Annotated in this window: 21 protein-coding genes and 1 tRNA gene; 8 read left to right on the top strand and 14 right to left on the bottom strand. The window is 66.6% G+C overall.

Features of this window, described 5'->3' with window-relative positions:
• Positions 1–35: 35 nt before the first annotated feature.
• Positions 36–110 (top strand) — tRNA-Arg (locus AvAM_RS04155).
• A gap of 274 nt (positions 111–384) precedes the next feature.
• Here AvAM_RS04155 and AvAM_RS04150 read toward each other — a convergent pair.
• A complete protein-coding gene (locus AvAM_RS04150) occupies positions 385–1,287 on the bottom strand; it encodes an EamA family transporter (RefSeq protein WP_137745893.1) in 903 nt (300 codons plus the stop codon).
• A gap of 101 nt (positions 1,288–1,388) precedes the next feature.
• Here AvAM_RS04150 and AvAM_RS04145 point away from each other — a divergent pair, with 101 nt between their 5' ends.
• Positions 1,389–1,874, top strand: coding sequence for an Lrp/AsnC family transcriptional regulator (locus tag AvAM_RS04145; RefSeq protein WP_137745892.1), 486 nt, complete (start codon positions 1,389–1,391; stop codon positions 1,872–1,874).
• Positions 1,875–1,932: 58 nt separating this feature from the next.
• Here the strand turns inward: AvAM_RS04145 and AvAM_RS04140 are convergent, their stop codons facing one another.
• From AvAM_RS04140 to AvAM_RS04130, 3 genes are all read right to left on the bottom strand, one after another.
• The gene (locus AvAM_RS04140) at positions 1,933–2,925 is read right to left on the bottom strand and encodes a 2-dehydropantoate 2-reductase (RefSeq protein ID WP_137745891.1); all 993 of its coding nucleotides are present in this window, start codon (positions 2,923–2,925) and stop codon (positions 1,933–1,935) included.
• A gap of 195 nt (positions 2,926–3,120) precedes the next feature.
• Complete coding sequence (locus AvAM_RS04135; RefSeq protein ID WP_137745890.1) at positions 3,121–4,470, bottom strand: ATP-binding protein; 1,350 nt, start codon at positions 4,468–4,470, stop codon at positions 3,121–3,123.
• Positions 4,470–5,129, bottom strand: coding sequence for a response regulator transcription factor (locus AvAM_RS04130; protein ID WP_137745889.1), 660 nt, complete (start codon positions 5,127–5,129; stop codon positions 4,470–4,472). Before AvAM_RS04130 ends, AvAM_RS04135 begins: the two co-directional genes overlap by 1 nt.
• A gap of 200 nt (positions 5,130–5,329) precedes the next feature.
• Here AvAM_RS04130 and AvAM_RS04125 point away from each other — a divergent pair, with 200 nt between their 5' ends.
• Entirely contained in the window at positions 5,330–6,361 is a 1,032-nt protein-coding gene (locus AvAM_RS04125; protein WP_137745888.1) for an ABC transporter substrate-binding protein, read from the top strand.
• A gap of 51 nt (positions 6,362–6,412) precedes the next feature.
• On the opposite strand, the gene AvAM_RS04120 is transcribed toward AvAM_RS04125, so the two are convergent.
• From AvAM_RS04120 to AvAM_RS04075, 10 genes are all read right to left on the bottom strand, one after another.
• Entirely contained in the window at positions 6,413–7,945 is a 1,533-nt protein-coding gene (locus AvAM_RS04120; protein WP_137745887.1) for a DegQ family serine endoprotease, read from the bottom strand.
• Positions 7,946–8,094: 149 nt separating this feature from the next.
• Positions 8,095–9,078 carry a catalase gene (locus AvAM_RS04115; RefSeq protein ID WP_249367929.1) on the bottom strand — a complete coding sequence of 328 codons (984 nt, stop codon included), beginning with the start codon at positions 9,076–9,078 and terminating at the stop codon, positions 8,095–8,097.
• Positions 9,079–9,157: 79 nt separating this feature from the next.
• Positions 9,158–10,270: an aldose epimerase family protein gene (locus AvAM_RS04110; protein ID WP_137745885.1), complete on the bottom strand. Its 1,113-nt coding sequence runs from the start codon at positions 10,268–10,270 to the stop codon at positions 9,158–9,160.
• 9 nt (positions 10,271–10,279) lie between these two features.
• A complete protein-coding gene (locus tag AvAM_RS04105) occupies positions 10,280–11,209 on the bottom strand; it encodes a DMT family transporter (protein ID WP_137745884.1) in 930 nt (309 codons plus the stop codon).
• Positions 11,210–11,292: 83 nt separating this feature from the next.
• The gene (gene garD / locus AvAM_RS04100; RefSeq protein WP_137745883.1) at positions 11,293–12,870 is read right to left on the bottom strand and encodes a galactarate dehydratase; all 1,578 of its coding nucleotides are present in this window, start codon (positions 12,868–12,870) and stop codon (positions 11,293–11,295) included.
• Positions 12,871–12,911: 41 nt separating this feature from the next.
• Positions 12,912–13,958, bottom strand: coding sequence for a lactonase family protein (locus tag AvAM_RS04095; protein WP_212742252.1), 1,047 nt, complete (start codon positions 13,956–13,958; stop codon positions 12,912–12,914).
• A 152-nt stretch (positions 13,959–14,110) separates the two neighbouring features.
• Positions 14,111–15,394, bottom strand: coding sequence for a TRAP transporter large permease (locus tag AvAM_RS04090; protein WP_137745882.1), 1,284 nt, complete (start codon positions 15,392–15,394; stop codon positions 14,111–14,113).
• A gap of 2 nt (positions 15,395–15,396) precedes the next feature.
• Positions 15,397–15,915 carry a TRAP transporter small permease gene (locus tag AvAM_RS04085; protein ID WP_137745881.1) on the bottom strand — a complete coding sequence of 173 codons (519 nt, stop codon included), beginning with the start codon at positions 15,913–15,915 and terminating at the stop codon, positions 15,397–15,399.
• A gap of 80 nt (positions 15,916–15,995) precedes the next feature.
• On the bottom strand, positions 15,996–16,985 hold the full coding sequence (locus AvAM_RS04080; protein ID WP_137745880.1) for a TRAP transporter substrate-binding protein: 990 nt from the start codon (positions 16,983–16,985) through the stop codon (positions 15,996–15,998).
• 64 nt (positions 16,986–17,049) lie between these two features.
• Positions 17,050–17,868 (bottom strand): NAD(P)-dependent oxidoreductase, encoded by an 819-nt coding sequence (locus AvAM_RS04075; protein WP_137745879.1) that lies wholly within the window; start codon positions 17,866–17,868, stop codon positions 17,050–17,052.
• Positions 17,869–17,993: 125 nt separating this feature from the next.
• On the opposite strand from AvAM_RS04075, the gene AvAM_RS04070 reads away from it, so the two are divergent.
• The 5 genes from AvAM_RS04070 (at position 17,994) to AvAM_RS04055 (ending at position 23,375) form a co-directional block, all read left to right on the top strand.
• Positions 17,994–18,722, top strand: a complete 729-nt coding sequence (locus AvAM_RS04070; RefSeq protein ID WP_137745878.1) for a FadR/GntR family transcriptional regulator — start codon at positions 17,994–17,996, stop codon at positions 18,720–18,722.
• 85 nt (positions 18,723–18,807) lie between these two features.
• Positions 18,808–18,978: a hypothetical protein gene (locus AvAM_RS25600; protein ID WP_171012131.1), complete on the top strand. Its 171-nt coding sequence runs from the start codon at positions 18,808–18,810 to the stop codon at positions 18,976–18,978.
• A 31-nt stretch (positions 18,979–19,009) separates the two neighbouring features.
• The gene (locus AvAM_RS04065; RefSeq protein ID WP_137745877.1) at positions 19,010–20,449 is read left to right on the top strand and encodes an aldehyde dehydrogenase family protein; all 1,440 of its coding nucleotides are present in this window, start codon (positions 19,010–19,012) and stop codon (positions 20,447–20,449) included.
• A 212-nt stretch (positions 20,450–20,661) separates the two neighbouring features.
• A complete protein-coding gene (locus AvAM_RS04060; RefSeq protein ID WP_137745876.1) occupies positions 20,662–21,021 on the top strand; it encodes a DUF2946 family protein in 360 nt (119 codons plus the stop codon).
• Between the two features lie 140 nt (positions 21,022–21,161).
• Positions 21,162–23,375: a TonB-dependent siderophore receptor gene (locus tag AvAM_RS04055; protein ID WP_249367927.1), complete on the top strand. Its 2,214-nt coding sequence runs from the start codon at positions 21,162–21,164 to the stop codon at positions 23,373–23,375.
• Positions 23,376–23,387: the final 12 nt, after the last annotated feature.

The raw sequence follows: 23,387 nt of genomic DNA, 5'->3' as shown, positions 1-23,387 counted from the left end.
GCCCGCTCACGCCACTACAATGCGCGGCGGCCGCTCTCCTCGTAGTTCAATGGATAGAACGAGTGCCTCCTAAGCGCTAGATACAGGTTCGATTCCTGTCGAGGGGACCAAAGTCTTGATAAAAATGGGCTCTACCGCGCGACCAGCAATTACTTTTTGCTATTAATTTCGCAGCAAAAAGATTTATCGCTCCCGGCGATGTCTCGCAGCCGAGACCGATCCACATCGGCAAGCACACGCAGAACGCCCCTTCCTGCTGCTGGCGCGCGCCGCAGAAATGCGGTTGGGCTTCTCCGCCAAGATGCGCCACAAGGTGGAACAACCGAACGGACGCTCATCCCCCTGAGCGACGATTCAGACCGCCACACAACCAGCGACCGGCTCTCAGGCCGGCTGCGGCGCAGCCCCCTGCGCTGAGGCCCCACGCGCCGTGAGCGCGCTGCCCATCGAGGCGGCCATGATGCAGCCAATGGCCAGCCACTGCACCGCGCTCAAGTGCTCGCCCAGCAGCACCATGGCCACCAGCGCGGCCACGGCGGGCTCCATGCTGATCATGATGCCGAAGGCCTCCTTGGGCAGGCGCTTCAGGGCCATCATCTCCAGCGAGATCGGCACCGCGCTGGACACCGCCGCCACCGCCACACCGATCAGCAACAGGCTGGGTGACAGCAGCGCTGCCCCCGCGTGCGCCACGCCCACCGGTACCACCACCAGCGCGGCGACCAACAGGCCCAGCGACACCGAGTGCCCCGCATGCAGATGCCCTGCGCGCTTGCCGAACACGATGTACAGCGCCCAGAACACGGCCGCGCCCAGCGCATAGGCCACGCCCACCGGGTCCAGCATGCTGCCGTTCAGCCCGAGTGGCAGCAGCAGCCCCAGCCCGGCAATGGCCAGCAGCACCCACACAAAATCCACCGGGCGGCGCGACGACCAGATGGCCACGGCCAGCGGGCCTGCGAATTCGATGGCCACGGCCAGGCCAAACGGCAGTGTGCGCAGCGACAGGTAGAACATCAGGTTCATGCCGCCCAGGGCCGCGCCGTACAGCACCACCGACTTGGCATCGGCGCGCGACAGATGCCAGCGCCAGGGCCGCCACAGCAGCAGCACCAGCAGCGCCGAGAACCCCACGCGCAGCGCCGTGGTGCCTTGCGCCCCCACGGCCGGGAACAGCCAGTGTTTGGCCCACGAGGTGCCGATGCCCAGCGCCGTGACGGAGCCCAGCACAGCCAGAAAAGGAAGAAAACGCTGGAACCAGGGAGAGGTAGAGGAAAAATCACGCATGCGCAAAAATATAGTGCGCCTGCGCCGTAGTTTTGGCTCTGATTTCACAGGTCAAACGCAACTTTCACTCGCCCGTCCCGCACCCGACCACGAGGTTCTTCATGGCCGCCCCCACGACACTCGACCGCTTCGACCTCGCCATCCTGGACATCCTGCAGACCGACAACACCACGCCCCAGCGGGTGATTGCCCAGGCCGTGAACCTCTCGGCCCCGGCCGTGCAGCGGCGCATCCAGCGGCTGCAAAGCACCGGCGTGATCCGTGCCAACGTGGCCGTGCTGGACCCGGAAAAGGTGGGCAAGCCCCTGACCATCATCGTGGAGGTGCACCTGGAAAACGAGCGCCCCGACCGCACCGCCCCGCTGCGCGCGCGCATCGCCGCCGAAGAGGCCGTGCAGCAGTGCTACAGCGTGACGGGCGAGGCGGATTACCTGCTGGTGGTGACGGTGGCGTCGATGGCCGACTACGAGGCGCTGACGCGGCGCCTGTTTGAAGGCGACGACAACGTGCGGCGGTTTCGGACCTCGGTGGCGCTGGGGTGTTTGAAGGCGGGGCTGCGGGTGCCGCTGGACACGCTGCAGCCCTGACAGGCCGGGGCAGCGCTGATCCACCCCACCCGGCACCGCACCCCGCTGGTGCCTGCCGCTACACCCCCAACACCTGGCGCATCTCTGCGCCGGTCAACCTCTGCCTTGGCCCGCCCAGCAACTCGCACATGCGCGCACTCAGCGGCGCTGCCATGCCCTGCTGCGCCGCCAGCCGCACCACGGCCCCGCACAGCGCATCGATCTCCGTCACCCGCCCGGCCTCCAGGTCATCCCACATGGACGAGCGGGCGGTCGCATCGATCTGCAGCATGCGTTTGGCCAGGCGCGTGAACAACCAGTTGGGCAGCCGCAGCACATGGGGCAGCAAAGTGGGTGATACGGCCGTGACCTGGGCGGGCTGGATGCCCGCACGGGCCATCACGCCGAGCGCCTCGGTCTGCAGCGCGGCAAAGACGCGGCGGCAGTCGCGGTCCAGCAGCTCTTGCCGCAGGGGCAGATCGGACAGTGCGTTGACCGGGTTGTTGAGATTGAGCAGCAGCTTGCCCCATTGCACGGCACGGATGTCCGGCGGCAGCACGGTGGCCAGGCCTGCGGCGGCCAACACCGGTGCGATGCGCTCGGTGGCCGCATCGCGCTGCAGCTGCAGGTGGCCTGCGGTGGCGCGGTGCACATGCGCGCCGCGCAGCACCACGTTGTACGGCACCATGCCTGCCAGCACCTGCAGGCCCGGCGCCAGCGCCTGCACACGGGCCACGTTGTCCACGCCGTTTTGCAGCGAGACCGCAGGTGTGCCGGGCGCACAGGCCGCCGCCAGCTCGCGGGCGGCGGATTCGGTGGCGCCGCTTTTGACGCACAGCAGGACGATGCTGTCCGCGCCCGGAGCGGCTTCGGCCAAGGTGGCGGCCAGCCGCAGCGCCTTGGCGGGCACGGTGCGGTCAAAGCCGTCCAGGTCGCTCACGCGCAAGCCTTGCGCGGCAATGGGCTGCAGTGCGTAGGCGCGGCCCACTAACGTGACGGCCTGGCCATGCGCCGCCAGGCGGCCGCCCACATAACAACCGATGGCGCCTGCGCCGAGAACGATGAAGTGCATGGCAACGAAATCCTTGGAGAGTGGGCCCGGTGCCCACTGGCATTGTGCAGACCGGGCGGCCTGCGGTCTGGCGCGCAGGCGACGCTGGGCCCATCCATGCCTTTTCACACTGAAACTTATGGCTTTTTTGGCCTTCTCCGCGCGACCATCAAGCCCTGATAGCTATCAAATATATAGCAATTCAACACCATTCCATCAGCCAAACCGCAGTGTCACCCGCAGCCCGCCCAGGCGCATGGAGCGGTCCAGCGCCACGGTCGCCCCGTGCCGCTGCGCAATGGCCAACACGATGGCCAGGCCCAGGCCGCTGCCGGGAGCGCCGTCGGCGGTGTCACGCACAAAACGCTGCATCACGCGCTCGCGGTGCTCGGGGGCGATGCCCGGGCCGTTGTCTTCCACTGTGAGCACAGCGTGGCCGCTATTGGTGCCCACCTGCACATCCACCTGCCCGCCGGGCGGGGTGTACTTGATGGCGTTGTCGAGCAGGTTGCGCACCAGCATGCGCAACGCCTCGGCGCTACCACGCACGATCACAGGCGCGGTGGTGGCGTCGGAGTCGAGCAGGCCGATGTCCATGCCGCGCGCCTGTGCGGCGGGCGCCACGTCGGCCAGGGCCAGCTGGGCCATGGCGCGCAGGTCCACAGGCTCTGATGCTGTGGAACTGGCTTCCTGCCGTGCCAGCGTCAGCAGCTGCTCGACCAGGCGCGTGGCGCGGTCGATGCCGGCCGACAGGCGTTCGATGGCCGCGGCGCGCGTGGCATCGTCCCCCGCACGTTGCAGGCCCTGCAACTGCAAGCGCAGCGCGGCCAGGGGTGAGCGCAGCTCGTGCGCGGCGTCGGCCACAAAATGCTCCTGCGCCTCGAAAGCCTGCTGCACGCGCTCGAACAGCAGGTTGAGTTCGCTCACCAGGGGCTGCACCTCGTCGGGCAGCTGCGCATCGCTCACGGGCGAAAGGTCGTCGGCCTGCCGCTGGGCGAGCTGGCGGCGCACACGCTCCACCGGGGCCAGCGACCGGCTCACGCCCCACCACACGGCCAGCACCAGGAGCGGCGCCATCAAAGCCAGCGGCGCCAAGGTGCGCAGCGCCAGGCTGCGGGCCATGCCCTGCCGCACGGCCATGTTCTGCGCCACCTGGATGACCTGCGAACGTGTCTGCATCGAGAACACGCGGTAGGTGCCGCCGCGCGCCTGCACGTTGGTAAAGCCCAGCACCGCAATCTGCGGCAGGGCCGCGCCCACAGCCGATTCAAAAATGCGCAGCCCTTCGTTGGTCCAGACCTGCACGATGAATTCGTGGTTTTCGTCCTCCGGGTCCAGACCGGGGCCCAGGCCCTGCGCGTCCACCGGCAGGCCAGAGCGCAAGGCCAGCGCGGTCTGCTGCATGTGGTAGTCGAACAGGGCATCGGCCTCGTCCAGCGCGCTGCGGTAGGCCAGAGCGCCCTGCACCGCCCCGGCCAGCACGATGGCGGCGAGCAGAAACACCAGCAGCCGCATGCGCAAGGAGCGCGGGAGCAGACCCTGGAAGGTGCGTGAGATTTTTTCCATCACATCTTCGGTACCAGATACCCGACACCGCGCACATTCAGCACCAGCTCGGGCCCCAGCTTTTTGCGCAGACCGTGGACGTACACCTCCACGGCATTGCTGCTGACCTCGTCACCCCAGCCGTAGAGCTTGTCCTCCAGTTGCTGGCGCGACAGCACCATGCCGGGGCGGGCAATGAGCGGCTCCAGCACGGCCCACTCCCGGCCCGACAACACCACCGGCGTGCCGCGCACGGTCACCTCGCGCGTGGCGGGGTTGATGCTGACGCCCTGGTGTTCGTACACCGGCTCGGCCCGGCCCGCTGCGCGGCGCAGCAGGGCGCGGATGCGGGCCAGCAGCTCGTCCAGGTCGTAGGGCTTGAGGACGTAGTCGTCGGCCCCGGCATCGAGCCCCTCGATGCGCTGCGCCACGGCATCGCGCGCGGTGGCCACCAGCACGGGGGTGCGGTTCTTTCGGGCACGCAGCGCACGCAGCACGGCCAGGCCGTCGCGCTTGGGCAGGCCCAGGTCCAGCATGACCAGGTCATAGGCCTGCGTGCAAAGGGCGGCGTCGGCGGCATCGCCATCGCGCACCCAGTCCACCGCGTACTGCTCGGCGCGCAGCAGGTCCAACACGGCTTCGCCGATCATGGAATCGTCTTCAACAAGCAGCAGGCGCATGGCAAGGGGGCAGAAAGGTCGGTCGGTCAGGAGTGCAGGAAAAGGGCTGGCTGCCAAGGATAGCGGCGGCGCGAGCGCAGACGCAGTCTTGGGCTGCTAGAACGACTTAAATTTGACACATCACTGTCACAATGAAAGCGCCACGCGCACACCGCCCGCCCCAGGCGTCGGGCCACCACACAACACAAGGAGCAAGACCGATGGCATTTCCCCCTCTTCATTGCATCTCTGCGGCCGTTGCGCTGGCCGCTCTGTCTGCCACAGGCGCCCAGGCACAGGGTGTGGTCAACGCGCTGTGCAGCACCGACGCGCCCTGGTGCGAAGCGGCCGCCAAGGAGTTCACCCGCAAGACCGGCATCAAGGTGAACCAGGCCCACAAGGGCACGGGCGAGATTGCCGCGCAGCTGCGCGCCGAGGCCAACAACCCCAAGACCGACATCTGGTGGGGCGGCACGGGCGACCCCTTCTTGCAGGCCGCCGAACAGGGCCTGCTCGCAGAATACCGCCCGGCGTATCTGCATGACCTGCACAGCTGGAGCGTGCGCCAGTACGCCATGTCGGGCCACCAGGTGGGGGGCTTTTACAGCTCGGCCATCGGCTTTGGCTACAACACCGAAACGCTCAAGAAGAAAAAGCTGCCAGAGCCCCAGTGCTGGTCCGACGTGGTCAAGCCCGCCTACAAGGGCGAGGTCGAAATCTCGCACCCCGCCTCCAGCGGCACGGCCTACACCGTGATCGCAGGGCTGGTGCAGCTGATGGGTGAAGACAAGGCGTTCGACTACCTCAAGGCCCTGCACAAGAACACTACCACCTACACCCGCAGCGGCCAGGCGCAGGCGCCCAACGTGGCCAAGGGCGAGGTGGGTGTGGGCATCACCTTCATGTTCAACTTTGAAAAATGGAAGGCCGACAAGTACCCGGTGAAAACCCAGGCGCCTTGTGAAGGCACCAGCTATGAGGTGGGCGGCATTGCGCTGGTCAAGGGCGCGCGCAACATGGAGAACGCCAAAAAATACTACGACTGGCTGATGAGCCCCGAGGGCCAGGCCGTGGGCGCGCAGGTGGGCAGCTACCAAGTGCCCGCCAATAAGACCTTCAAGATGGACCCGCGCATCCCTACGCTGGACAACGTGAAGCTCATCAAATACGACTTCGAGAAATACGGCAAGGCCGCCGAGCGCCGCCGCCTGATCGACCGCTGGACGAAGGAAGTGGAGCCCCTGCCGCGCTGATGCGCAGCGCCCGCCGCAGGGCCAGAGCCGACGGCGGGCCCAGGCCATGGATCAGCCCAGGCGCACGGGCACAAAGATCTTGTCGCCGTCGCGCTCAATCAGCAGCGCCACCGACTTGCCCGCCTTGGCCATGGCGGCACGCACCTGCGTGATGTCCTTGATGGGCGCGCCGTTGATGGCCAGCAGCACATCGCCCGGCTGCACACCGGCCGCAGCAGCAGGGCCGCGCGCCTGCTCGATGACCAGGCCTTCGCTGATGCTCCCCTTTGCACCCATTTCGCGCCGCTCCTGCGGGTCCAGCGGGCGCAGCGACAGGCCCAGTTGCCCCTTGCCCACGGCGTCATCGTTGCGCGCCTGCTTGATCGCCTTGTCGCTGGCGTCGCCCAGGGTGGCGGTCAGCTCCAGTGGCTTGCCCTGGCGCCACACCGACAGCTTGGCCTGTTGACCCGGCTGCGCCTGGCCCACCCAGGCGGGCAGGTCGCCCGAGGCCACGATGGGCTGACCGTCCACTTGGCGGATTACGTCGCCCGCTTGCAGGCCGGCCTTCTCAGCGGGGCTGCCCTTGCTGACGCTGGCCACCAGCGCGCCTTCGGGCTTGTCGAGGTTGAACGACTCGGCAAACGCCTGGTTCACCTCCTGCACCGCCACGCCCAGCTGTGCGTGGCGCACCTTGCCGGTGGCAACGATCTGGTCCTTGATCTTGGCGGCCAGCTCGATGGGGATGGAGAACGACACCCCCTGGTAGCCGCCCGAGCGGCTGTAGATCTGCGAGTTGATACCCACCACCTCGCCGCGCGCATTGAACAGCGGCCCGCCCGAGTTGCCGGGGTTGACCGCCACGTCGGTCTGGATGAAGGGCACCAGGCTGTCGTCGGGCAGCGAGCGGCCCTTGGCACTGACCACACCGGCCGTCACGCTGTTTTCAAAGCCAAAGGGCGAGCCAATGGCCAGCACCCATTCGCCCACCTGCAGGTCGCGTGTGCTGCCCAGGCGCACCGTGGGCAGGTTCTTGGCGTCGATCTTGAGCACGGCCACGTCGGTCTTGGGGTCGGAGCCCAGCACCTTGGCGCGAAACTCGCGGCGGTCGGTGAGCTTGACGATGACTTCGCTGGCGCCCTTGACGACGTGGGCGTTGGTCAGCACCAGGCCATCAGGGCTGACGATGAAACCCGATCCCAAACCGTGGGTAGGGACATTGGGCCGGGCCTGCGGCCCGGCGCCTGGAAAGCCGAACTGGCGGAAGAACTCGTAAAACGGATCGTTCGGGTCCATCTGCGGGCTGCGGCCCTGGCGCGCGGCGGGCTGGCCGTCGTCTTCGCCGTCGTCATCGACCATCGCGGTCTTGGTGCTGCCCGTCACGCTGATGTTGACCACCGCAGGGCCGTTTTGCGCGGTGATCTGCGCAAAGCTGGGCAAGGTCCCGCCAGGGGCGGCGGGCGCCTGGGCCACGATGGCGGGGGGCGGAGTCAGGGCGCGGGCCTGGTGCCCGGTGATGAGGCCTGCACCCGTGGCACCCACCGCACCGGCGGCCACCAGGGCCAGGATGAGGCGGCGGGGGGTGGAGGTCAGCGTTGTCGTGTTCATGGTGTGGTGCCTTTCCAATCGGAGTTGCGATGAAAGGCAGTGTGGGCACCAACACTTAGACGAAACTTAGAACCTGTTCAAAGTCCTTTTTGCTTTTCTGAGTACCGTGGTGCTTCCTCACGAAGCGCCCGGTCGCAGCACCCCGCAGGTCACACGGCGCCACGGCCTTTCTGGCTCTCGAAATAGACTACCTTGCGGGCCCGCATCACATCCCCCAGAGGCCGGTGTGCAGCCAGCGCCTGCCAGGGGTCGAACACAGCGGCCTCCACCTCGGCGGCCAGGGCTGCATCGGTTGCAGGATCCTGCCGTGGCAGGGTCAGCCGGGCCACGGTGGTGTACGGCGTGGGCCAATCCACACTCGCGTCCTCGATGGGGGTGGTGGCTTCGTCCACAAACGGCTGCAGCTGCAGGTCCCACTGCAGGTCTTGCTGGCGCAGGCGGCCGGAGAATTCGGCACCCCAGTCCTGCTGCACCTGCCTCACGGGCGCCCCGTTGGACGCATGGGGCACCAGGCGCACACGCACGGCATAGGGCCCGCAGGCAATGGGCGCAGCGCTGAACATGGCATGCGATGCAAAGCCACCAAAGGGCCGCCCGAAGGTCTTGACCGTCTTGGCGATCTGCCGAGCCGCCCCCAGCACGCCGTGGCGCTGCACCAGAAACTTGATCAACGCACCGCCGCCGTGCGACGCAGCGACCACAAAATCCACAAACTCTGCGCTCTGGGGGAAGGCGAACTTTTCCTGATTGATCAGCAGAAAGTCCTGGCTCTTGGCGGGCCCGTTGCCCAATGCGGAGTCGCCCTGCACGCCGCGCACACTGATCGCAAAGCCCCGGATGTCGGGCTTGTGGTCCGCCGCCTTGTCCATGCCGCCGTTGCTCAGCCGCACCCGCACGTCGTACTGCGCCGGCCGCGCGAACAAGCCCTGGGCCGCAAACGCGGGCAGATCGCCCAGCACCTCCAGGCGGCCATACGCGGCCGTGAGTTGCTTGCGGTGCAGGCCCCGTCCATCGCCATACTTTTGCGACTTGCGCGCCTGCAGCTCGGCAAACTGGCGCGCGTAACCCGCAAAACGCTGGGCCTCATCGGGTGCCACCACTTCTTTCCACTGGGTGCTGGGGGCGTTGGACATGTGCATGAGCCACCTTGGTTAAAAGCCAGGCGGCATGGTAGCGCGGCACGGGCTCGCCATGCCACCCCACTACAGGCCTTCAACCACTGACGAAGCGGTACACGATGGCGCCCCGCACCACCTCACCCGGCTGCCACCAGCGCACCGGAAAGCCCGCGTGGTTGGGCGCATCGGGGTACTCCATGGGCTCCAGGCAGATACCGTCGCCCGGCTGCCACAGCCAGCCGCCCTGTCCCAGTCCGCGCCCCAAGTCCCGGGCGGGGTCGGCCTTGAGGCCGTGGCCTGCATACACCTGCACGCCGGGGGCGGTGCTCCAGACCTCCATCGCGCGGCCGCTCACGGGCTCGCTCAGCAGCGCGGCCAGGCGCAGGCCGGGTGGGGTGATGGCAGCCAACGGAGGTGCGAGGCGTGCACCCGGTTCGTCCAGCACCAAATAGTGATCGAGCCCGCCCGCCATGCTCAGCTGTTCGTGGGGTGTTGCGATGGCATCCCCCACACGGCGGGCCTGGCGGAAGTCGAACGGCGTGCCCTGCACCGCAGCCAGCGCGCCCGTGGGGCACACATCGGCGGCCAATGGCACATAGCGGCTCGCGGGCACCTGCAGGGTGTGGCCGTGGGTGCTGCCCTGGCCTGCCAGGTTGAAGAACGCATGCCCGGTGAGGTTGAGAACCGTGGGCACATCCAGCACCTCGGCCGTCCAGGCCATGTGCAGCGCGTTGTCGGCCGTGACCTGCAGGTGGAGCTGCACGTGCACCGTGCCGGGCACTCCGTCGTCTTCGGTGCAGAAGGTGTGGCTCAGGACCAGGGCATCGGCCTGCACCTGCTCCACCGCAAACACCTGAAAGCGGCTGCCGCGCGGGCCGCCATGGTGGTGGTGCGGGCCACTGTTGGTAGGCAGTTGCCGGTGCAATCCGTCCGGCAGGGTCAGCGTGCCCGCACGCAGCCGCCCCGCCCAGCGGCCAATGAGTGCGCCCATGGAGAGCTGGCCGTCCAGATAGCCTTGCAGGCTGTCGTAGCCCAGCGCCACATCGGCCAGACCGCCCTGCCCGTCGGGCACTGTCACCTGCACCAGGCGTGCGCCGTAGTTGCTCACAGCCACCTGAAGGCCGCCGGGGCTGCGCAGGGTGAACAAGTCGGTGCGCTGGCCGTGCAGGTCGCGCTGGAATGCGTCGCGGGAGAGTGTGTAAGCCATGGGCCGAGTCTATTTGGTGGCGCTGGCCGTATCGCGCGTGACCAGCCAGATGCCCACACACACCAGCACCAGGGCCAGCAGGTTTTTCCACTCCCACAGTGCCTCGCCCAAAAACAGCGCCGACAACGCCGCGCCGAAGATCGGCACGGTGAAGTTGAACACCGTGACCTGACTCACCCGGTTGTGCTTGAGCAAAATGCTCCACAGCGAAAAAGCGGCCGACGACAGCAGCGCCAGATACACCAGCAGCACGGTCGAGCCCGCGGTGAAACCCGTGAGCGAGCCCCCCAGCGCCCAGCCGATGGCCAGCAGCGCCACGCCGCCCAGTCCCAGCTGCCAGCCCGTCATCACTACCGAGTCCATGCGCTGTGACACCTGCTTGCCGTAGATGCTGGCGGCAGCCAGCACCAACGCAGCGATGACAACGAAGCCCTCGCCCAGCAGCGTGAAGTCCAGGTCCAGCGTGCCACGCCCCAGGTTCACCACCATCACGCCCGCAAAGCCCACCAGGCAGCCCCACAGCTTGGCATGGCTCAGCCGGTCGTTGTGATAGACCCAGTGCGCCAGCAGCACGCTGAAAAAGGTGCCCGTGGCGTTCATGATCGAACCCTTGACGCCCGTGGTGTGCGCCAGGCCCACGTAGAAGAAAACGTACTGCAGCGTGGTCTGCGCCAGGCCCAGCACCACCAGCTGGCGCCCGGCCCCAGGCCCCAGGCCCCAGATGGCTTTGCGCGTGGCCACGGCCCAGGACAGCAGGATCAGCCCTGCGCCCAGAAACCGCCAGCCCGCAAACACCAGCTGCGTGGGGATGTCATTGCGTGAGATGCCGAACCAGGCGTACCCGGTCTTGATGGCGGGGTACGAGCTTCCCCAGAGCAGACAGCACAGCAGCGCCAGCGCCACCACGACCTTGCGGTCAGAAAAACGAGAAGATCCCATGCGAAGCGGTCTTTCAAGGACAACAGCCCTTGCAGGCAAGGGCTGTTGGAGGGGAAACACAAGGGGCTGTGGCCCCGCAAATTTCAGGTCACCGGCGCCGGGTTGAACAGCACCAGCGCGTTGTGCAGCTTCCACTGCTCCGCCCAGGTCTTCTTGCGGCCGCTGGCCACGTCGAGCAGCAGGTGGAACATCTCCCAACCCAGGTCTTCGATGGTGGCTTCGCCATCAGCGATCTTGCCGGCGTTGATGTCCATCAAGTCGTGCCAGCGGCGCGCCAAGTCGCTACGCGTAGCGACCTTGACCACGGGGCATTCGGCCAGGCCGTAGGGCGTGCCACGGCCGGTGGTGAACACGTGCAGGTTCATGCCCGCGGCCAGTTGCAGCGTGCCGCAGATGAAGTCGCTGGCGGGCGTGGCGGCATACACCAGGCCACGCTGGTCGCGGCGCAGCTTCTCGCCAGGGGCCAGCACGTGCGCAATGGGCGCGGTGCCGCTCTTGATGATGGAGCCCATGGCCTTTTCGGCAATGTTCGACAGCCCGCCCGCCTTGTTGCCCGGCGTGGTGTTGGCCGCACGGTCCACGCGGCCGCGGTCCAGGTAGCGGTCGTACCAGCCCAGTTCGCGCACGATGGAGTCGGCCACTTCGGCGGTGGCAGCGCGGCTGGTGAGCTGCTCCACGGCGTCGCGCACCTCGGTGTTCTCGCTGAACATCACGGTGGCGCCCGCGCGCACAAGCAGGTCGGCGCAGAAGCCCACGGCCGGGTTGGCGGTGACGCCCGAGAACGCGTCGCTGCCACCGCACTGCACACCCAGTACCAGCTCGCTGGCGGGGATGGTCTCGCGGCGGCGGGCGTTCAGGCGTTCCAGGTGGGGCCTGGCGCTTTGCAGGATGTCGTCCAGCATCGACATGAAGCCCACATGGTGGTCGGCCTGCAGGCACACGGTCTCGGGGCCCAGCGCGGCATCGCGCTCGTCGGTGATGGGGAAACTGCCCGGGGGCAGCAGGCGATCGGGCTGCAGCTTTTCGCAGCCCAGGCTCACCACCATGACCTCGCCGCCGAAGTTGGGGTTCAGGCTGATGTGTTTGAGCGTGCGGATGGGAATGACCGCGTCGGGCGCGTCGATGGCCACGCCACAGCCGTAGGTGTGTTCCAGGCCGATCACATCATCGACATTCGGGTACTGCGGCAGCAGCTCGGTCTTGATGCGGCGCACGGCCTGCGCCACCACACCGGCCACGCACTGCACCGTGGTGGTGATCGCCAGGATGTTGCGCGTGCCCACCGAGCCGTCGGCGTTGCGGTAGCCCTCGAAGGTGTAGCCGGTCAAAGGCTCCAGCACCGGAGGCTTGACCGTGGCCATGGGCAAGCCCTCCAGCGCGCGGGCCGAGGGCATCTGCAGCAGGCGCTCGTGCACCCAGCTGCCGGCCGCGATGTCCTTGAGCGCGTAGCCGATGGGCACGTTGTAGCGGCGCACCACACCGCCTTCGGGGATGTCCGCCAGCGCCACCTTGTGGCCCTGCGGCACCTTGTCTCGCAGCGCAATGCCCGCGCCAGGCACGCCCTGCGGCAGCACGGTGCCGGCAGGCAGGCCACCGTCGTTGGCGACGATGGCGACGTTGTCATCCGGGTGCATGCTGATGGTGAGGGCGGGTCGTTTCATCGGTGGCGCGGTCTCGTCAATTTATGCAATCTCAGTAGGTATCAGGCATCAGGCTGCATGGGCAGCACGGTAATCCAGTTCGGGTTGAGCCCCACATCGTGCTCGGCCATCTGGGTCAGGGCACCGCTGCCAGGCGCGATCAAGTGCACACCCACACGGTGGCTGATCTGGCCTGCGGCAATCAGGTGGCGCCCGTCCGGAGTGATGGCAAAGCCCCGGGGCTGCAGTTGCGTGGACCAATGGCCCATGGGGGCCAGCAGGCCCGTGGCCGCATCGACGGCAAACCCGGCCAGGGTGTGGCTGTTGCGTTCGCTGGTGTAAAGCCAGCGGCCATCCGGGCTCAGATGTAGGTCTGCGCCCCATGCGGGGCCTGCAAAGCCCGGTGGCAATGTCGGCAGGCTTTGCAGCAGCTGCAGGCCGCCGCTGGCTTCGTCCCAGGCCAGCACATGCACGCAGGCATCCAATTCACCCAGCAGGTAGATGCGGTCGCCCTGCGCATTGAACCGCAGGTGCCGGGGGCCTGTGCCCGTCGGCAAGGCGAACACGGCAGGGTCGGTGGGCTGCAGCGCGCCCTTGGCAGCGTCAAAACGGTAGCGATGCAACTGCCCGCCCCCCAGCGAGGCCGCCAGCACAAAGCCATTGCCGGGGCTGGCCAAGGCGCTGTGGGCATGGCGACCCATGGCGTAGGTGCGAGCATCACCCGCTGCCACGACCGCACCATCATCCGCAATAGCCTGCACTGCGACCAGGTCGGCGCCGTAGGACGCACTCAACAACCAGCGCCCCGTGCCATCGGTCGCCACATGGGCCATGCTGGCGGGCAAAGGGGCCTCGCCCAACACCTCAGCGCGGCCCGCGCGTGCATCCACCGACAGGGTGACCACGGCCAGCGGGTCGCTGCGGCGCGCCACATACAGGCGGGTGCCGTCCGGGCTGAGCGCCATGGGCATAAGCTGCCCGCCCAGCGCCAGGATCTGCTCGGTGCGCAACTGCCCCGTGCCAGAGTCCAGGTGAAGTACATGCAGTTCGCCACTGTCAGCGCAGGAGACAAATACCAAGGTATCGGCGGCCATCGAGCGTGTAACCATTTCAGTGCACCTCGGAGCTGCCCACTACCCACGGCCGATGGGACGAGCAGGGACCAGGCCAGGGACGCAGAGCAAGGGTCGCCCTGCAGTCGGGGCGTCGTCCCCCTTGTGGAGGAAGGCGGTGAAGGCGACTCAGGGGGTACTTCATTTCTTCACAACCCCATCGCACGGGGCAGCCACAGCGAAATCGCGGGCACGTAGGTCACCATCAGCAACACCACAAACAGCGCCACAAAGAACGGCATCATGGCCTTGGTCACGATGCCCAGCGGCAGCTTGGCCACCGCCGCCCCGGTGAAGAGTACCGTACCCACTGGCGGCGTGATGAGGCCGATGCCCAGGTTCACCATCATGATCATGCCGAAGTGCACCGGGTCCACACCCAGCATCTTGACCACGGGCAGCAGGATGGGGGTGAGAATCAGGATCAGTGGCGACATGTCCATCAGGCAGCCCAGCAACAGCAGCATGATGTTGATCATGGCGAGGATGACGTATTTGTTGTCAGACAGGCTGGTGAGGAAGGCCGTGACCTTCATCGGGATCATCATCATGGTCATGAGATAGCCAAAGGCTGCCGCAAACCCGATGAGGATCATCACCACCGTGACGGTCTTGACGGTGCGGTGCACCAGCTTGGGCAGGTCGCGCCACTTGTAGTCGCGGTAGACAAACATGGTCACGAAAAACGCCCACACCACTGCGATCGACGCCGACTCGTTGGCCGTGAAGACGCCCGACAGGATGCCACCCAGGATGATGACCATGGTCATCAGGCCCCACAGCGCCTCCACACAGATATTGAGCGCCTGCTTGAGCGGGATCACCTCGCCCTTGGGGTAGCCCTCACGGTGCGCGGTGAACAGGCACAGTCCCGCCAGCGTGAGGCCCATGAGCAGCCCCGGCAGCACACCGGCCATGAACAGCGCGGCAATCGACACCGTGCCACCTGCCGCCAGCGAATACAGCACGGCGTTGTGGCTGGGCGGAATCAGGATGGCCTGCACCGAACCGCTCACGGTCACGGCTGTAGCGAAGGGGCGGGGGTAGCCTTTCTTTTCCATCTCGGGGATCAGCACCGAACCGATGGACGCGGTATCCGCCACCGACGAACCAGAGATGGCGCCAAAGAAGGTGGACGCCAGGATGTTGACCAGCGACAGCCCACCCCGGATGAAGCCTACCAGCACACCCGCAAAGGCCACCAGACGCCGCGCCATGCCGCCCTCGGCCATGATGGCGCCCGCCAGCACAAAAAATGGAATGGCCAGCAGCGAAAACTTGTTGACGCCCGAGGCCACCTGGATCATCACCGCGTCCAGCGGCAGATCGATCCACAACGCGCCCGCCAGGGCCGACAGCCCCAGCGAATAGGCGATCGGCACACCGATCATCATGAGCACAAAGAAAGTGCCCAGCAGTACCAAGGTATCCATGATCAGGCGCCTTCCGTCAGTTCTTCAAAACGCACGATGCGCCGGTGGTTCTGCGGCCCGAAGACCATCTTCTCCAGCACGAACAGCAGCGTGACGGCCGCACCGATGGGCAGCGACGCATAGGTGGCGCCCACGGGCAACCAGGGCAGCTCGGCAATGCCCTGGCCCCAGGTTTCAATGCATAGGTTGGTGCCATACCAGGCCACAAAGCCGCAGATGACCAGCATGAGCAGATCCACCACCACCGCCAGCAGCCGCTGCAGGAGGGCGGGCAATTTTTCGGTGAGCATGTTGACGGCGATGTGCCCGCCCGCACGGTAGGCCGCCGCAGCGCCGATGAAGGTGAACACCATCATGAGCAGGATGGCAATGGGCTCGGGCCACTGCGAGCCCGTGCCCATCACATAGCGGCTGAACACGCCCCAGGGGATGATCAGCGACATGAAGAAGATGGCCGTGCCGGCCGCCCAGATGGTGGCCAGGTACAACCGGTCCATCCAGCGCAAAAAGGGGTGGTCCATACAAGCAGGTCTGAAAGACAAAGAAAAAAGGCGCAGGCAACCCACCAGGAGTTCGCCCACGCAAGACGCAAACCCAGTGCTTACTTCACCGCCTCGATGCGCTTCATCAGGTCCGCATAGTTGGCGCCGTACTTGGCGCGCACCGGGGCGGTGGCGTCATAGAAGGCCTTGGTGTCCACGTTGATGAACTCCACACCGGCTGCCCTGAGCTTGGCGGTGTAGTCCTCCACGCTCTTGTCCCACAGCGCGCGCTGCTCCAGCTGCGCCTCGCGGCCAAACCTCTTGAGCAGGGCCTGGTCGTCCTTGCTGAGCTTGTCCCACGTGACCTTGGAGACCACCAGCAGTTCGGGAATGATCAGATGGTTGGTCTGCGTGTAGAACTTTGCCCCCGTGCTGTAGTGGTTGCTGGTGAAGAAGCTGGGCGCATTGTTTTCAGCGCCATCCACCACGCCAGTCTGCAGCGCGGTGAACACTTCGCCATAACCCATCGAGATGCCGTTGCCGCCCATGGCATTCATGGTGTCCACGAACAGCGGGTTGCCCATCATGCGCACCTTCTGACCCTTGAGGTCGGCGGGGCTGCGCACGGGCTTCTTGGTGTACAGGCTGCGCGAGCCACCATCCATCCAGCCGATGGCTACCAGCTTGGCGGGCGATGCGCTGATCTTGGCCAGCAGCTCGTCGCCAATGGCACCGTCGATCACCGCGCGCATGTGGTCCTGGCTGCGGAACACGAAGGGCATGTTGAACACGTTCACCTCAGGCACCACCGTGCCCACCGGGCCGAGCGAGGTGCGCAGGATGTTGATGGCACCGAACTGCGTCTGCTCGATCATTTCCTTCTCGCCACCCAGCACGCCACCGGGGAAGGTCTGGATCTTCAGGCGCCCCTGCGTGGCAGCTTCGAGCTTCTTGCCCATGTTTTCCACCGCCACCACGTTGGGGTAGCCGGCGGGGTGCACGTCGGCCGCCTTCAGCACCATGGACTGGGCCTGGGCGGCAACGGGAAGAAAGGCCATCGCGGCCACGGCGGTAGCGCAAGCGGTCAGCAGGGATCGGCGAAAGGTCATGGTGTGTCTCCGGTGGAATGGTTTTTGAGTGAAGCAGGAATGGATGGAAAGCCCGACGCTGGTGTCATTCGAAAGGGCCGGTCCGCACGAACGGCCCGCCCTGGTAGATCACGGCGGGATCGGCCAGGTCGGGGTGCGGGTCAGCCGCTTCCACCTTGGCGCGGAAGGGCTCGGAGCTGTCCTGCGGACGGTAGCCGACGTGGCGCGCCAGGGTGTTGTCCCACCAGGTGGTGGTGTTGTCGCCCATGCCATAAATGATGCTGTGCCCCACCACCGGGGCGGTCAGGCTGGCAACCACCAGGCGCTCCAGATCGTCATAGCTCATCCAGGTAGCGAGCATGCGGCGGTTGCGCGGCTCGGGGAAGGACGAGCCGATGCGCAGGCACACGGTCTCGATGCCGTAGCGGTCGAAATAAAAACGCGAGAGGTCTTCACCAAACGCCTTGGAGACTCCATACAGCCCGTCGGGGCGCGCCGGGTCGCGCAGGCCCACGACTTCGTCCTGGCGATAAAAACCCGTGACGTGGTTGGAGCTGGCAAACACCACCCGCTTGACGCCCTGCTTGCGCGCCGCTTCGTACAGGTTGTAGACGCCGACGATGTTCGCCTGCAGGATCGGCTCCCAGGGCTGTTCGGTGGACACGCCCCCGAGGTGCACCACGGCATCTACCCCCTCCAGCAGGCTGAGCACGGCGCCAGCATCTTCCAGGCGCGCAGGACGCAACTCCTCTCCCGCGCCCTCATCGCCCAGGTTCGCGATGTCCGACAGGCGCAAGGTCGTGCAGTAGGCCTTCAGCCGCGTGCGCAGCTCCTGGCCCAGGCCTCCGGAAGCTCCGGTCAGCAGCAGGCGTTGAAAGCGGAGGGGCGTCGGGTGGCAAGGCATGGCGGTTACAAAGGCAGAGGTTCTTGGTACAGTGGCAGCACATTCGTTGAACGTCATCAGTTGTCGTACAACGGAATGCAATGTACTGCTTCTGCCCCCGGCGCCCCATAGGGATAACACCAAGAATGACCACCGACACCACCCTTCGCCGCAAACCCCGCACCCTGGCCCTGGAACTGGTGGAGTCCCTCGGAGACCGTATCCGGGACGGCCGCCTGGCCCTGGGCGACAAGCTGCCCACCGAGGCGGCGATCATGGCCGAGTTCAGCGTCAGCCGCACCGTAGTGCGCGAGGCGATTTCCAAGCTGCAGGCCTCGGGCCTGGTGGAAACACGGCACGGCATCGGCACCTTTGTGCTGGGCCTGGGCCAGGCGCCCGGCTTCAAAATCACGCCCGACCAGTTCAGCACCCTGCGCGACGTGATTGCAGTGCTGGAACTGCGCATCGGCGTCGAAACTGAGGCGGCGGCCCTGGCCGCCCAGCGCCGCACTGATGCCAACCTGAAAACCATGCGCGAGGCGCTCGACGCCGTGGCCGCCGCTGTGGACGCAGGGCGTGATGCCGTGGCCTCCGACTTCCAGTTCCACCTGGAGATTGCCCGCGCCACGCAAAACAGCCACTTCGCCGAGCTGATGGGCACGCTGGGCAGCATGATCATCCCCCGTGCACGCCTGGCTGCGATGGATTCGGCCAACGATGAGCGGCGGCAGTACCTGCGGCGGGTCAACGGCGAGCACGAAAGCATCTACGACGCCATCGTGGGCCAGGACCCGGACGCCGCCCGCGCCGCCATGCGCACCCACCTGGCCAACAGCCGCGAGCGCAGGCGGCGCGCGCAGGCCGAAGCCAGTTGAGCATGAACGGTCCGCAGCTTTAACGCCCCAGATGCCCACTACGCCCCACCCCGCACTGCTGGACGGGCGCGCAGACAGTGGTCCCATGAGTAATTACCCGCAGGCGCTCTCGATCAATATGTTGTACGATGACATACAACAAATCATTCCTGCCCAGCATACGCCGCGCCTCACGGCGCTGGCTGGGGTTTCGGGCGCCGTGGCCCCCCTCCCTGAGCGCCGGGTGCGCCTTGGCGCGCTACGGGCTTTGTTCTGATTTCTTCAACCCACCACACACCACCACAGCCATGCATGCAAACCTGATTGGCGGCGCCTGGACCGACGGCGTTCGCACCTACCAGAACACCAACCCCTCTGACACGCGCGACGTGATTGGCGACTACGCCGTGGCCAGCCGCGAGCAGGCGCTCGACGCCGTGGCCGCCGCGCACGCGGCCTTCCCGGCCTGGAGCCTCTCCACGCCCCAGCAGCGCTTCGACATCCTGGACGCCGTGGGCAACGAGATCATCGCCCGCAAGGCCGAGCTGGGCGACCTGCTGGCCCGCGAAGAAGGCAAGACCCTGCCCGAAGCGATTGGCGAAGTGGGCCGCGCGGCCGCCATCTTCAAGTTCTTCGCTGGCGAGGCGCTGCGCCCCGGTGGCGAGATGATCCCGTCCGTGCGCCCCGGCGTGGGCATCGAGATCACGCGCGAGCCGCTGGGCACCATCGGCATCATCACGCCGTGGAACTTCCCCATCGCCATCCCGGCCTGGAAGATTGCCCCCGCCCTGGCCTACGGCAACTGCGTGGTGTTCAAGCCCGCCGAAGTGGTGCCCGGCTCCGCCTGGGCGCTGGCCGACATCCTGCACCGCGCTGGCTTGCCCGCCGGCGTGTTCAACCTGGTGATGGGCCGGGGATCGGACGTGGGCGCCGTGCTACTCGAAGACGAACGCATCGCGGGCGTGAGCTTCACGGGCTCCGTGGGCACCGGCCAGCGCGTGGCGGCGGCCTGCGTACCGCGCGGCGCCAAGGTGCAGCTGGAGATGGGCGGCAAGAACCCCTTCGTGGTGCTGGACGACGCGGACCTGAACGTGGCGGTGGGCGCGGCCATCAACAGCGGCTTCTTCTCCACCGGCCAGCGCTGCACGGCCAGCAGCCGCGTGATCGTGACCGAAGGCATCCACGACCGCTTCGTGGCCGCCATGGTCGAGAAGATGAAGACCCTGAAGGTGGACGACGCCCGCAAGGCCGGCACCGACATCGGCCCCGTGGTGGACGACCGCCAGCTCGCACAGGACCTGGAATACATCGGCATCGGCCAGCAGGAGGGCGCCAAGCTCGCCTATGGCGGCGAAGCGCTGGAGAAGAACGCCGACGGTGCGCCCGGCTACTACCTGCGCCCTGCCCTGTTCACCGAGACCACGCCCGGCATGCGCATCAACCGCGAAGAGATCTTCGGCCCCGTGGTGAGCGTGTTGCGCGCCAAGAACTACGAAGAGGCGCTGGCCCTGGCCAACGACACCCCGTTTGGCCTGGCCAGCGGCATTGCCACCACCAGCCTCAAGCACGCCACACACTTCAAGCGCCACGCCCAGGCCGGGATGGTGATGGTGAACCTGCCCACGGCGGGCGTGGACTACCACGTGCCGTTCGGCGGCCGCAAGAGTAGCAGCTACGGTCCGCGCGAGCAGGGGCGTTACGCGGCGGAGTTCTACACCACGGTGAAGACGGCGTACACGCAGGCGTGAAGCTGCCAGCCCGCAACCCACCGGACAGGCGTCGCAGCGGGTTGCTGAAAATGTAGGGAAAAACAGGCCCTGCCGCGCTACCACATTGCGCTATAAGCTATTAATTTAATAGCAAATAGAGCGCACGAGGCCTATCTCCTGATGGGAGGCTCGCCCCTCCCCCATGCCCGCCTCAGCGCGGGACTGGATCCCCTCCGCTATCATCGCGCCCCATGACCGCCCCCCGACGAACCTTTGCTGCGCTGCGCCTGTGGGTGCTCGCATGGTTCGTGGCGTCAATGGGGGTGGCCATTGCATCGCCACTGGTGCACCCCCAGGCCTTTGAGGTGATCTGCTCGGGCGCGGGCACCATCAAGCTGCTGGTGCAGACCGACGATGGCACTGTCGAAATGGGCGCGATGGGCATGGACTGCCCGCTGTGCTTCACCCCCAGCGCCCCGCCCCCCACACCGGTAGCCGCCGTGCTGCCGCCCCACCCCCTGGCCCATGCGCTGCAGCCCGTCGAGGCGGCCCGCATTGCGGCCGCCACTGCAGCCCCTCTGCCCGCTCGCGGGCCCCCATCGCGCTCTTGATCTGAAGCTTGTTGGCAGTGCCCGGTACCTGGTGGTCGGGTGCTGCCTTGTTCCCGCTGGTTTCCAGACAGTGCTGCCTTGTGCGATGCGTTGACGCGCGCGGGGCAGCGGCACTGTCGCTTCAAGACAAGAGCGTTTTCATGTCCCGTATTTCTTTTGCTTCGCGCAGCGCTACGGCCTTTCCGCGCCTGCCCCTTTCCCCTTTGTGCCTGGGCGTGCTTGCCACCTGCGCGCTGGCCTCGGTCGCAGCCCATGCACAGACCAACACCCCACCCACACTGCAGACTGTGGATGTGGTCGATGCCGCTGCATCCCCCAACGGCAAGCTCAGCCTGGACACCCCGGTGGACACCGGCAGCCGCCTGGGCCTGACGGTGCGCGAGAACCCCGCCTCCGTCACGGTGGTGGACCGCGCCACCATCGACGCACGCAGCGCGCAAGACACGCAGGAGATCCTGCGCGCCGTGCCGGGCGTGGTGGCCCACAACGCGCCAGGCTCGATGTCTGCACACTACCGGGGCTTCACCAGCAACTCGGTGGCGCAGCTCTACAACGGCATCAATCCGCAATATGGCAGCGCCACGCGCGCGGTCGATAGCTGGATCTACGACCGCGTGGAAGCCATCGGCGGTGCCTCAAGCTTTTTGTACGGCTCGGGCGGCGTGGGTGGCTCCATCAACTACATCACCAAGACGGCCGAACGCAGCGACTTTGCCGAGGGTCAGATCCGCCTGGGCTCCTACGACATGAAGGAAGTGTCGGTGGGCCTGAACCGCCGCATCGCGGGCGGCAATGGCGGCGCAGGCCCGGCCCACTACGCACGCATCGACCTCAACCACCGCAACGCAGGCAGCTGGACCGAAGGCACCAAGACGCAGTCCACCCAGTTGGCCACTTCGCTACTGTCGGACCTGGGCGGCGGCTTCAGCCACACGCTGGCCTACGAATACCAGAAGGACCATGTGGACCGCCCCTACTGGGGCACGCCGGTGCTGAACCCCGCCGTGGGCGCGCTGCAGATCGACCCTGCCACGCGCTTCAAGAACTACAACAGCGCCGACGGCATGTACGAGCACCGCGTGCAGTGGCTGCGCTCAGTGGCGCAGTGGCGCGTGTCGGACGCGCTGCAGCTCAAGAACACGTTCTACGTGTACGACGCCCTGCGCGACTACCGCAATGTCGAGATCTACACCTTCAACGCGAGCAACACGGCCGTCACGCGCACGGCACCCTACCTGCAGCGCCACGACCAGACGCTGGTGGGCGACCGGCTGGAGGGCACCTACCAGGGCCAGCTCGCGGGCCGAAAGAGCGACTGGGCCTTTGGCCTGGACGTGAGCGTGAACAAGCAGACGCGCTTCCCGTTCGGCCCCTCGGTCACCGTGAGCACGGTCAACCCCTACAACTTCTCCACCGAGAACTTCTTCGACATTCCCGGCATGTCGCCCGTCTTGAACCCTGACAAGGACAACAAGATCACCAACACGGCGCTGTACCTGGAAAACCGCACCCTGGTGGCCTCAGGGGTGAACCTCATCACCGCACTGCGGCACGAGCGCATCGAGCTGGACCTGGTGAACCGCCGTGCGGTGACGGCCACATCGCCCGCCACCTTCAGCCGCAGCTACAGCCCCACCACCGGCCGCCTGGGCGTGGTGTGGGACATTGCGCCCGGTGCCAACCTGTATGCGCAGGCCTCCAACGCGGCCGACCCGCCATCGGGCTCGCTGGCCTCGGCCTCGTTTGCCGATGTGCGAAACAACGGCGAGCTGACCACGGGCCGCCAGGTCGAGGTGGGCAGCAAGTTCGACTTCTGGGACGGCAAGGGCAGCGCCACGGTGGCGGCCTTTGACATCCGCCGCAAGAACATCGCATCGCAAGACCCGTCCAACCCCAATCTCACCGTGCTGGTGGGCGAGCAGTCGTCCAAGGGCATTGAGCTGTCGGCAGGCATCCGCCCCACGCCACAGTGGCAGCTGCAGGGCAACCTGTCGCTGATCCGTGCGCGGTATGAAAACTTTGTGCAAGGCGGCGTTTCGCGCGCGGGCAACGTGCCGCAACTGGTGCCACAGCAGGTGGCCAACCTGTGGGCATCGTACGCGATCACACCCACCATCACCGCCAGCGCGGGTGTGCGCCATGTGGGCAAGGTGTATGGCAATGCGGCCAATACCAAGTTCTGGCCGTCGTACACACTGCTGGACCTGGGCCTGGCCTGGAAAGTCAACAAGACCACCACGCTCACCACCCGCGTGCGCAACGCCACCGACCGCATCTACGCGGCCGAGACACGCGACCAGGTCTACCTGGGTGCGCCGCGCACCTTGGACGTGACGCTGCACACCGCGTTCTGACCCAGGCGGAGC

This window comes from Acidovorax sp. NB1, assembly GCF_005405905.1.
Taxonomy (GTDB): domain Bacteria; phylum Pseudomonadota; class Gammaproteobacteria; order Burkholderiales; family Burkholderiaceae_C; genus Acidovorax.
Note: the sequence above shows the minus strand (reverse complement) of the source record. Positions and strands in the feature narration are given on the sequence as shown.

What these genes read in the sequence shown, in the direction of transcription:
- AvAM_RS04150 (WP_137745893.1), bottom strand. Translation starts at nt 1,287, where the DNA reads ATGCGTGATTTTTCCTCTACCTCTCCCTGGTTCCAGCGTTTTCTTCCT.
- AvAM_RS04145 (WP_137745892.1), top strand. Translation starts at nt 1,389, where the DNA reads ATGGCCGCCCCCACGACACTCGACCGCTTCGACCTCGCCATCCTGGAC.
- AvAM_RS04140 (WP_137745891.1), bottom strand. Translation starts at nt 2,925, where the DNA reads ATGCACTTCATCGTTCTCGGCGCAGGCGCCATCGGTTGTTATGTGGGC.
- AvAM_RS04135 (WP_137745890.1), bottom strand. Translation starts at nt 4,470, where the DNA reads ATGGAAAAAATCTCACGCACCTTCCAGGGTCTGCTCCCGCGCTCCTTG.
- AvAM_RS04130 (WP_137745889.1), bottom strand. Translation starts at nt 5,129, where the DNA reads ATGCGCCTGCTGCTTGTTGAAGACGATTCCATGATCGGCGAAGCCGTG.
- AvAM_RS04125 (WP_137745888.1), top strand. Translation starts at nt 5,330, where the DNA reads ATGGCATTTCCCCCTCTTCATTGCATCTCTGCGGCCGTTGCGCTGGCC.
- AvAM_RS04120 (WP_137745887.1), bottom strand. Translation starts at nt 7,945, where the DNA reads ATGAACACGACAACGCTGACCTCCACCCCCCGCCGCCTCATCCTGGCC.
- AvAM_RS04115 (WP_249367929.1), bottom strand. Translation starts at nt 9,078, where the DNA reads ATGTCCAACGCCCCCAGCACCCAGTGGAAAGAAGTGGTGGCACCCGAT.
- AvAM_RS04110 (WP_137745885.1), bottom strand. Translation starts at nt 10,270, where the DNA reads ATGGCTTACACACTCTCCCGCGACGCATTCCAGCGCGACCTGCACGGC.
- AvAM_RS04105 (WP_137745884.1), bottom strand. Translation starts at nt 11,209, where the DNA reads ATGGGATCTTCTCGTTTTTCTGACCGCAAGGTCGTGGTGGCGCTGGCG.
- garD (WP_137745883.1), bottom strand. Translation starts at nt 12,870, where the DNA reads ATGAAACGACCCGCCCTCACCATCAGCATGCACCCGGATGACAACGTC.
- AvAM_RS04095 (WP_212742252.1), bottom strand. Translation starts at nt 13,958, where the DNA reads ATGGTTACACGCTCGATGGCCGCCGATACCTTGGTATTTGTCTCCTGC.
- AvAM_RS04090 (WP_137745882.1), bottom strand. Translation starts at nt 15,394, where the DNA reads ATGGATACCTTGGTACTGCTGGGCACTTTCTTTGTGCTCATGATGATC.
- AvAM_RS04085 (WP_137745881.1), bottom strand. Translation starts at nt 15,915, where the DNA reads ATGGACCACCCCTTTTTGCGCTGGATGGACCGGTTGTACCTGGCCACC.
- AvAM_RS04080 (WP_137745880.1), bottom strand. Translation starts at nt 16,985, where the DNA reads ATGACCTTTCGCCGATCCCTGCTGACCGCTTGCGCTACCGCCGTGGCC.
- AvAM_RS04075 (WP_137745879.1), bottom strand. Translation starts at nt 17,868, where the DNA reads ATGCCTTGCCACCCGACGCCCCTCCGCTTTCAACGCCTGCTGCTGACC.
- AvAM_RS04070 (WP_137745878.1), top strand. Translation starts at nt 17,994, where the DNA reads ATGACCACCGACACCACCCTTCGCCGCAAACCCCGCACCCTGGCCCTG.
- AvAM_RS25600 (WP_171012131.1), top strand. Translation starts at nt 18,808, where the DNA reads ATGAGTAATTACCCGCAGGCGCTCTCGATCAATATGTTGTACGATGAC.
- AvAM_RS04065 (WP_137745877.1), top strand. Translation starts at nt 19,010, where the DNA reads ATGCATGCAAACCTGATTGGCGGCGCCTGGACCGACGGCGTTCGCACC.
- AvAM_RS04060 (WP_137745876.1), top strand. Translation starts at nt 20,662, where the DNA reads ATGACCGCCCCCCGACGAACCTTTGCTGCGCTGCGCCTGTGGGTGCTC.
- AvAM_RS04055 (WP_249367927.1), top strand. Translation starts at nt 21,162, where the DNA reads ATGTCCCGTATTTCTTTTGCTTCGCGCAGCGCTACGGCCTTTCCGCGC.